We start from the raw sequence: 9,363 nt of genomic DNA, 5'->3' as shown, positions 1-9,363 counted from the left end.
TCTGTACTCTCCGCAACCATTCTTAACTCTCTCTAAACCTTACTAACACTTACCTTAATATTACCAAACCTATACGATAATTAATCTCTCAACTCCATCAATATTTCTTCAATTTCCCATCCTTCAGTTATTGTACCATCCTTTAAAGATTGAATTTTACATCCTAAACCATCAAAAAAATAATGAAATGTAATTTGCCCATTCACTTTTAAAACCCCATTTTGTGTATCTGCTTTTAGTTTTAAACGCCATGTTTTGCGGAGTTCTCGGGAAGTGAATACCAAATAATTAGGTAGGATTCCCGTTTTTTCAAATTCAATCATTCCTCCTGACTGTAGTTTCAATGTGATCTCAGGATGTGTACTTTTATTTTCCATAACGTGCACTTTCCTCCGCAACCATTCCCAACTCTTCGGCAACATCACCCACACTAACCTGACCATTCATCAACATAGGCAACAACCAATCGCGAAGCGAAGCGAGTTCTTGGTTTTCTTTTATGTTTTTGTTTAATTTTAAATATGAAGAATCAATTATTCTATGAAAATCTTCAATTAAAAAATTATTTGAAACAGCAATCGGCAATGCTTTTAATTGCCCTTGAGTTATTAATGGTTGAGCTGAACCACCTGCTATATTTGAATAATTTATATTTTTAAGTATGAGAATTAACCACCAAAAATATTCTTTTTTAACTGGTTGTGCTGTAATAGAGTTATCCGAAATCCAACATTTATCTAAAGAGTAATGAACTTCTCCATAATTTGCACCAACCCTTCCAATTGCAATTACAGGTTCTGAAAATAACACGTGATCAGTCCTTCCGACAATTCCATTAGAACCATAAACAGCAAATTGTCCTGTATCATTAAGATGTTCTTTCTTGATACCTTTACCATTTTTAAAGTCTGCATATTCATTAATAGTTTCAACTTCCCACCCCTCAGGAACATCTCTATTCAACTCCTCATTCCAAACCATTTTTCCTCCAGAAGTTTTATAAGGTTTTCCATTAGCATCAGGAAAATCAAACTGTACAAACCAATAATCATAAAGCGTTTTTGCCATCGCTTCTAACTCTGCATTGATGCGATTATTGAGTTCTATTTTTTCTGAAAGAGAAACATAAAAATTTCCAATTAATTCTTGTTCTTTTCTATCTCTAATTGGGATTAGTATACTTGATAAATCTTGTTTTCTAAGATGAGGAATTACAAGTCCTACGTGATTATTTTCAATTTTTTTTTGTATTTCGTCAGAACGTAAAACGGCAAATAAGTATTTGTAATCAATTAAATCATCATTGCATCTAAAAGCCATCATATCTTGAGCCGCACAGAAACTTACGGGATCAGGAACTAAACATACTCTTCCAGGAGTGCCTTTATTTACAAATAATATATCATTAGGTTCTAAATGTGCTCTAAACCAATTAGTATGAGTTTCTTCATTTACATATCTAACTTTTTCTAAAGTTGGATATATACTGGAATGTTTTATACAATTAGTAGCAATTAATGGAATACCTTTTTCACTTGTGGGTACAGTTTTCCCTCTATTATCAATTATTGTTTCAAGTAAATCAGTTATTGGAACATATTTAAATACTTTATTCATACTTCAAAGTATTTAATTGAAACTTAATATCTGCTTCTAATTTTTTACTTTCGCTGAAAAGCGCACTCAAATTGCTTTCAAAAGTTTTCATTTTGGCTTCAAATGCCGCTGGTGAAATATCCGTATATTCAATTTTTACTTCAAAATACTGTCCGGCACTCAAGGAGTAGTTTTTGGCTTTGATATCGTCATAAGAAACTACTACCGAGAAATCTTCTTTAGCTTCGTGGTTATTAAACGTATCAATAATATAATCTTCTTCTTTTGGTGATAATAATGTTTTTTGGTTCTTGCCTTCTTTCACGGTAGTCCCCAGTTTGGAAGCATCCATCAGGACAATATCACCTTTGCTGTTTTCTTTATCTAAAAACAAAATAGAAACGTTGGTTCCTGTGGTTGCAAAAATATTACTCGGCATACTTACTACACCACGCAACATTTTACGCTCTACCATTTGCTCTCGTATTTTGCGTTCAATACCGCTTTGTGCCGTGATAAATCCTGTGGGTACTACAATAGCCGCTTTCCCTTTTGCGGTAAGCGAATACATAATGTGTTGCACAAACAAAGGATAAATAGCCATGCTGTCTTTTTTGGCTTTAGGAATATTAGGCATTCCTGCAAAAAAGCGTTCGTGGTTTTCCTTGCTGTCCAAATCAGCCACGTAATCAGAGAAATCCAATTTAAACGGAGGATTCGAAACGATGTAATCAAACTGCTGCAAGCGTCCGTTTTTGTCTTTGTGGTACGGTTCGAGGATCGTGTTTCCTTTTACAATATTCGGTATCGAATGTACGAGATCATTCAAGATTAAATTCAGTCGCAATAGGTTCGAAGACTTTTGTGAAATATCCTGAGAATACACGGTGCATTTTGTTTCACCAATCTGGTGTGCTAAATTCATTAACAAGGTTCCGGATCCCGCACTTGGATCATAACAAGTTACATTGCTTACTTCGCCATCCACTAAACAACGTGCCATGATTTTGGCTACGGCATGCGGTGTGAAATATTCGGCATATTTACCACCACTGTTGGTATTGTAATCGCTAATTAAATACTCGAAAATAGTAGCATAAAAATCAAATTTTTCATGAAAGATATTCTCAAAACTAAAATTGATCAGCTTGTTGATAATGGCTTTGCAAAAATCATCCCGCTTGTCGGTTACATATTTACTTATTTTTTCGAACAAGACAATTTTCTCGCCGCCTTCAGTCAATACCGAGAATAAATCGCTGTTTTCTTTGGCTATATCCAGCAAAGTATTGTCAAATATATCCGAGAAATTGGCTTCGTTTTGTCTTTCGAATAAGCTGGAAATAAAATGTTTGGGTTGCAAGCGGGCGGTACTTTCGCTCATTTGCATCATCAGCATTTCATAGTCGTTGTCATTGTAGCTTTTTAAAACGGCTTCCCAATTGTCGGCTTTGGCTATTTTGTCATCCAGTTGTTTTACTTCATGAACAAATTTGTCGTTCAGGAATTTATATAAAAATACTTGTGTGATAATCTTGAATTCGTTTCCGTCATTTCCCAAACCATAATTAGCACAAACGCTTTTTAAATCGTCTATGAGGTTTTTGGTTTGCTTTTCAAATTGTATTGTAGTGGTCATTTATATTAAATATGTGAATCTGTTTGATTCGTTATTGTTGTTTCTTGTCATACCCCGAAGGGGTTTTATATTTATAGAAATTTATTCGTTTAATTGGTTCGACCCCACCGGGGTCGTATTGTCATTGTATGATTTAATTTTTACAAACATTTGAATCCTTCGGATTCTATTCAATCCATTCAAATAAATATTCATTTTTAAATTCAATATTAAATTTCTCCAAAAAATCAATATACTCTTCTTTAAAACTTCTGTTTTTATGATGCTCTTTTTGATTCTTGATATATCCAATTACATTATCCAAAGAAGAGTGACTATATGAAAATGCACCAAATCCTTCTTGCCATTCAAACTTATATTTTGAAAATTCTTTTTCTTTTATAAATCCATTAGAGGCTTTTTTTACCTCTCTAACTAAGTCCGATAGACAACAGCTAGGTTTCATTCCTATAAAAATATGAATATGATCAGGCATTCCGTTAATAGCTAACATTTTTTGTCCTTTATTTTGAACTATACCTGTTACGTATTTATATAATTCTTCTTCCCAAGAACTAGCAATTAGTGCTTGTCTGTTTTTTACAGCAAACACAATTTGAATGTATATTTGGGAATAGGTGCTCATTTATTCGTCTTTCTTTTTGTCTTCTATTTGTTTTAAACTGTCTTTTGCATTTAATGCAGTCACTACTTTTTTGCCTGTTTTGGATTCTAATTCTTTCATGGCTACTTTGGCAACATTACCGCCTTGTTGGGCTACTTCCTTATTATCTTCAAAAGTTTCAGGATTGGTCGCTTTCGAAATGTCTTTGGTCGAAGCTTCTGCCAACATATTTAAGATCAATTCGGTGTTGGTCATATTATCTCTCAGGTTTTCCTTTTTCAAGCCTTTGAGCATTTTATATTCTTTGGTTGTTTTCCCCGACCAGGCTTTAGAAATAATATCAGTAAGTGTTGCAAACTGTAGCCCTTCTTTCAATCCTCTACTTTTCCATTCATCTGTTAATTCTTTTCGGATTTCAATACTTTTTAAGCGTTGGTTAATCCAATTTTCCGAATAACCCAAACTCATATATTGTTCCAATGCTCTGTCAATAGTCAATTCAGGATCTTGCATTTCGTCTAAACGTTCTGCAGCTATTTGCGCCAACCAAACTTTAAAAGGTTCCGCTTTAGGCGAAGGTATCGACTGAATTAACCTGAAAAGTTGTTCGGTGTCAGCAACATCGGTCAATCGCATTTTTCCATCGGCCGCTTTCATTTTCAAACCGTGACAATTCGTCACGGTTTCATTTCCTTCTGCTTTTAAACGCTGTTTTAGCTTACGCCAATAGGCATTAGGGTCGACACTCTCTGTTAAAACACTCACAGTATCAACAATAGAAAAATACCATTTTTCCTCGTCTTGATTCCAAAGGGTTCTTACTTTTTTTTCTTCAAATAATTGAATGGCTTCTTGCTGTTTCATATTAATAGGCTGTTCGTCCATAAAACTCATTCATGTATTCTTTGACAATCATTCCGTTGATGCGCTTGGTTGTGGTTGCATCCAATTCCAAATGCTGTTTATTTTTGAACTGGTCAATCACCAATCGCATTACCATACGTTCCACAAAACTCTCGTTCTCTAGCATTTTAGAGTTTTGAATAATTTGTGCATCAACGGCTATTTTCAATCCGTTTAAGGCTTCAAAAAGTTTGGATTCGCTATCCGTCAAGGGATCTTTTTCCATTAATCGTTTGTGCAAGCGGGCGTATTTTTCGTCGTTATCATATTTGGCTCTCAACAATTGGTTCTTTCGTTCTAATTCTTTGGCTTGCGTGTATATCTTTTCAAGTTCCTTGATGTTGCGTTCCATTTCCTCTTTGGTTACCTCATTCAAATTTTTCTTTTTGAATAAGCGCTCCAGTTCCTCTTTCAACGAAATAAATTCGGGTGCTTTTTGATCGAAATTACCTCCCAGCATTTCTCTGGTTTTTTGAAGAATGTTCTTGAGTTGATCTGCCAAAACCATTTCTTCTTCCTTCACTTTTACAAATGCAAAAATAACATCTTCTAAAGCAATGTTCAATAGGTTTGAGGTATCAATACTGCTTTCCAGAGCTTCTTTTGCATTAATCAATGCTAAACGATTATTAGCATCACGAGATAATACTGTCAGCTTATGAAAATCGAGTTGTTCCAACAATTCGTAATTTCCTGAAAGTCGAATCAAGTTATATAAACTCTTTGCATTATTTAGAACTCGAGTAATCTTTAAAATCTCGCTTCTATCATTAATTTGAGAAATTTGTTGTGAAAAAATCTCGGCATTTTTAGTGTCAAAATGAAATAATATTTCTTTGATTTCATCAATTTCAGAATTGATTTCTTCTTGCGACTTGAAGATATTAGAATAATGCTCCATTTCATCCCCTAACTCTGATTGCAACTCATTAAAATAATCCTGATTGGTTTTATCAAATTCCTTTTGAATATCGGCAAAATCAACAACATATCCGTATCTAAAATCTTTATAAGTTCTATTGACACGGGTTAAGGTTTGCAATAAATTGTGGGCTTTAATTACACGTCCAATATATAATTTCTTTAATCTTGGCGCGTCAAAACCAGTCAATAGCATGTTATACACAAACAAAAAGTCAATGTTACCATCTTTGAATTCTTCTACTTTATCTTTTCTATCTTGTTTAGTTCCTATATCATGTAAGATTACTGCCGCAGTGGTAACTTTACTTTCTATTCTCTTTTTCTCTCCATAAGATTCTTGCGGTTCAGCAGCCATAAGAAGATCACTAGGAAGTATTTCTTTCGGAGCATATTTGGCTTCAAATATTTCAAACAGCATTTTGGCTTGTTCCGAAGAATCACAAACCACCAGACCACCAATTGTATTGTCGTTCATCGAGATTCTGGCTTTTTCAAAATCCTGAACAATATAATCTAGCATTGGCTCTACAAACTTAGGATGTGCGTAGACAATTTTCTTATCAGCATTGCCTTTTAGCACATCGATTTCTTCCAGAGCTTGTTTTAATGTCAGCTTGTAATTAGTTTCAATCTCTTCACGAATTAAACGCAAAGTATATCCATCTGCAATAGATGAATTGTAATAGTATTTATGAATATAACCTCCAAATAAAGCTTTCGAATTGTAATCGTTTCCTAAAAGTGGTGTTCCTGTTAAACCAATCTTAATCGCATTGGAATCCGATTCGTTAAGGTTCGCTAAGAAACTACCTTTTGGATTGTAACTTCTGTGTACTTCATCTAAGAAATACACCCGTTGAATATTTAATTGATAATCTGTATTTCTAACTACATCTGGATCATCTTGAAACTTTTGTATGTTAACAACAGTAATTTCAGCTTTACCTGAATTATTATGAATCACACTAGTTGATTTTATATCCTTTGCAAAAGCTTCTCTGGAACTAATTTCATGAACTACTAATCCACGACTTTTAAATTCTTTGGCTGATTGAATTAATAAATCTAATCGATCTACAATAAAATAAAACTTTGGTATGACATTTTTTTTCTGAAAATAATCCGTTAGATACTTAATGTTATAAAATGTCAAAGCCGTTTTTCCGCTTCCTTGTGTATGCCAGATAATTCCTTTTTTTACACCTTGTTCTAGTTTGGCTTCAATAGCTTTGGTAGCAAAAAGCTGCGGATAGCGCATGATGTGTTTTTGCAAACCTTTGGAACCTTTCACATAAGCAATTGAATACTGCAACATAAATTTCAAACGTTCCAATTGAAATAAAGAGGTACAAATTCTATTTGTAGGTGTATCTGGGTTTTTATTAGTAATAAATTCAGGTGAATTTTTAATACCAACCAAATTAGTATCTTTTAAAACAAAATTTTCTTCTGATTCGTTAACTTCAGAAAGTATGGCATTTAAATCGAATTTTTCTTCTTCTCTAAAATAATTAAAGGATGGTTTATCATAAGAAGCTGTTGCATAAAAAGCACCTTCAATTGGTGTAGGTGAACTACTGTCATACTCCATATTATTGGAGAAAACCATTAGTTGCGTAATATTGACAAACTTTCTGAATTTTTTGTTTTGAAAACGTCTTTCTATTCTGTTATGTTCATCTATAATTCCATCTCTATTATTTGGTTTTTTAACTTCAATAAAAACCAATGGCATACCATTTATTAAGAGCGTTATATCTGGTCTAAATTCTTCATCATCTTTTTTACAACTTAACTCAGTAACAACATTGAAAGTATTATTATTAAAATTCTCAAAATCTATTAATCTAACACCTGACTTATTAGTTAGTTTTTCAAAGAAAACTTTTCCTAAATCTTCATTCTCTAAACTAAGAGCAACTTCATCATAAAACCTAGAGACATCACCATCATTCATTTCTGGATTAAGTCTTTTAATACTTTGATTGAAAATATCCGTAAAAATATTAGTAGACTGATCCCATTTTTGACTATTTAAAGACAAATATTCATAACCTAACCGCATCAAATGCAATATGGTAGGGATTTTTACTCTTGAATCTTCGTTGAATTTCATTTAATGATTTTATCTTTCACTGTAAATGTAAGAAAAGTAGAGATATCACTAAGAGAAAAATTAAAGAAAGTAGAAGAAAGTAGAAGAAAATGTGTAAAGTGGAGCGAAAACAATAAACAGTATTCATTTTCAAGCTTCTTTTTAATTGCAATTATTTAATTGGGGTTTAATTATGATTTAGATGTAAAACAGCTAATTCAAATCTACCCGAAACTTCTATTCGTTGTGCATTGATCCACTTGGAGTCAGCAGAACAAAAGAATGAGACTACTGTTGCCATATCATTGAGTAAGACTTCACGCCAACAATACTTTAAGTTCTGAACTAACCAATTCACTCTGCCCCTGATAGCAACGAAAAGCCCGCAAGGGTAGGAGTCCAATAAAAACAAAACCCAAAACAGCGACCAACGGAAGCTCGTTTTGGGTTTATGTTTTTTAAGGCGATTCCCGCGGACTTGTAGTGTATAGCAGGAATAGGCAGCCAGAATATTGGGAGTAAAGAGTTGATGAAATTATTTTCCGATACAGAAAATAACTTTCCTTACTTTAATAGGGTTTTAAACTTAGATGGTACAATTATGGTACAATTTAAAGCAAACTATCGCAAAACAAAACAAAGTATCCTTAATCAAGATAACATAACTCATGGGAGTTGTTTATGCAAAAATAGTTATAAACTTTGAATGTTGATTATGTTACTAACATAAAAAAACTAAGTCTTGTATGATGAGAATATTTAGATATTAGGGGTAAAAAGAAAAGAGGTCAAAAATCTAGTATTAGCTTTAGATTTTTGACCTCTTTTCAATATCGTTTTTGATTTCTAAATAAGTTTTTACACGACCGGACTTAATCCATTTCATTAACTCATGTCTATAAAAATAAATGCGTTTACCTTGTTTATTGACGGGGATTTCCCTTTTACATACTTTACTATAGATTGTTGATACCGATAGATTTAAAAGTTTTGATGCTTCTTGAATGTTTAGAATTTCGTTCTCATTTTCCTCTACAATAGAGATTCTTAGAATAAGTTTTTCCAAATGCTCCAATTTATCATGAATTTTGTTCATCATTACAGGTATTTGGTCAAAAGTAAATGGCTTCATGGTGATCGGTTATTTAAATCTCATGTAAAAGTATTTATTACCGACTTTGGAGATGAAAGATGTCCTTAAAAGGGAGAGTTTGGCTTTTAATTTCTAATGATTACTGATTGGATGGCAATTGATAATAATTATTAATTTCGAAAAATGTAGTTTCGACCTATCCATTTTAGTAGCGCTGTACTTACAAATGTCGATTTTTTTTGTAGAGGATTTGGAACGTTTACCCTGTAAATATCTAGGATTAAATGCCGTTAGTATTTATGCTGCAAATACCAGCGATATTGATTTCCAAATTCTGATTTAAAAAGATGATTGAATGTTATTTAATATTGTAATTCAAATACTTACAGAAATTTATGGATTCCATTCCTAATTTTATCACAGCTGTTTTTTATCAATAAACCTACTTTTTTTTACGGAAATAGCACCTAGCTGAACATAGTTTTTGCTCTTAATTTGTAGTTTCAAAT

7 protein-coding genes are annotated in these 9,363 nt (G+C 32.9%); all 7 read right to left on the bottom strand.

Annotated features, from left to right (window positions below; translation table 11 throughout):
- Positions 1–80: 80 nt before the first annotated feature.
- The 7 genes from FPG59_RS10500 to FPG59_RS10470 all read right to left on the bottom strand — a co-directional run bounded on the left by FPG59_RS10500 (position 81) and on the right by FPG59_RS10470 (position 8,893).
- Positions 81–377, bottom strand: coding sequence for a hypothetical protein (locus FPG59_RS10500; protein ID WP_086454556.1), 297 nt, complete (start codon positions 375–377; stop codon positions 81–83).
- Entirely contained in the window at positions 367–1,617 is a 1,251-nt protein-coding gene (locus FPG59_RS10495) for a restriction endonuclease subunit S (protein ID WP_086454555.1), read from the bottom strand. Before FPG59_RS10495 ends, FPG59_RS10500 begins: the two co-directional genes overlap by 11 nt.
- A complete protein-coding gene (locus tag FPG59_RS10490; protein WP_086454554.1) occupies positions 1,610–3,235 on the bottom strand; it encodes a class I SAM-dependent DNA methyltransferase in 1,626 nt (541 codons plus the stop codon). The genes FPG59_RS10495 and FPG59_RS10490 overlap by 8 nt, the downstream gene beginning before the upstream one ends.
- A 166-nt stretch (positions 3,236–3,401) precedes the next feature.
- Positions 3,402–3,860 (bottom strand): IS200/IS605 family transposase, encoded by a 459-nt coding sequence (gene tnpA, locus FPG59_RS10485; RefSeq protein ID WP_086454553.1) that lies wholly within the window; start codon positions 3,858–3,860, stop codon positions 3,402–3,404.
- On the bottom strand, positions 3,861–4,733 hold the full coding sequence (locus FPG59_RS10480) for a Bro-N domain-containing protein (RefSeq protein WP_254906683.1): 873 nt from the start codon (positions 4,731–4,733) through the stop codon (positions 3,861–3,863). It lies immediately after the preceding gene.
- On the bottom strand, positions 4,705–7,782 hold the full coding sequence (locus FPG59_RS10475) for a type I restriction endonuclease subunit R (RefSeq protein ID WP_086454551.1): 3,078 nt from the start codon (positions 7,780–7,782) through the stop codon (positions 4,705–4,707). The genes FPG59_RS10480 and FPG59_RS10475 overlap by 29 nt, the downstream gene beginning before the upstream one ends.
- Before the next feature lie 787 nt (positions 7,783–8,569).
- Positions 8,570–8,893: a helix-turn-helix domain-containing protein gene (locus FPG59_RS10470; RefSeq protein WP_072944222.1), complete on the bottom strand. Its 324-nt coding sequence runs from the start codon at positions 8,891–8,893 to the stop codon at positions 8,570–8,572.
- Between the last annotated feature and the right edge of the window lie 470 nt (positions 8,894–9,363).

The sequence above is a fragment of the Flavobacterium sp. FPG59 genome (assembly GCF_002150205.1).
Lineage (GTDB): Bacteria > Bacteroidota > Bacteroidia > Flavobacteriales > Flavobacteriaceae > Flavobacterium.
This window is presented reverse-complemented; position numbering and strand designations above follow the sequence as displayed.

Excerpts from the sequence above, each read along its gene's own strand:
- FPG59_RS10480 (WP_254906683.1), bottom strand. The coding sequence starts at position 4,733 with ATGAGTTTTATGGACGAACAGCCTATTAATATGAAACAGCAAGAAGCC.
- tnpA (WP_086454553.1), bottom strand. The coding sequence starts at position 3,860 with ATGAGCACCTATTCCCAAATATACATTCAAATTGTGTTTGCTGTAAAA.
- FPG59_RS10470 (WP_072944222.1), bottom strand. The coding sequence starts at position 8,893 with ATGAAGCCATTTACTTTTGACCAAATACCTGTAATGATGAACAAAATT.
- FPG59_RS10475 (WP_086454551.1), bottom strand. The coding sequence starts at position 7,782 with ATGAAATTCAACGAAGATTCAAGAGTAAAAATCCCTACCATATTGCAT.
- FPG59_RS10500 (WP_086454556.1), bottom strand. The coding sequence starts at position 377 with ATGGAAAATAAAAGTACACATCCTGAGATCACATTGAAACTACAGTCA.
- FPG59_RS10490 (WP_086454554.1), bottom strand. The coding sequence starts at position 3,235 with ATGACCACTACAATACAATTTGAAAAGCAAACCAAAAACCTCATAGAC.
- FPG59_RS10495 (WP_086454555.1), bottom strand. The coding sequence starts at position 1,617 with ATGAATAAAGTATTTAAATATGTTCCAATAACTGATTTACTTGAAACA.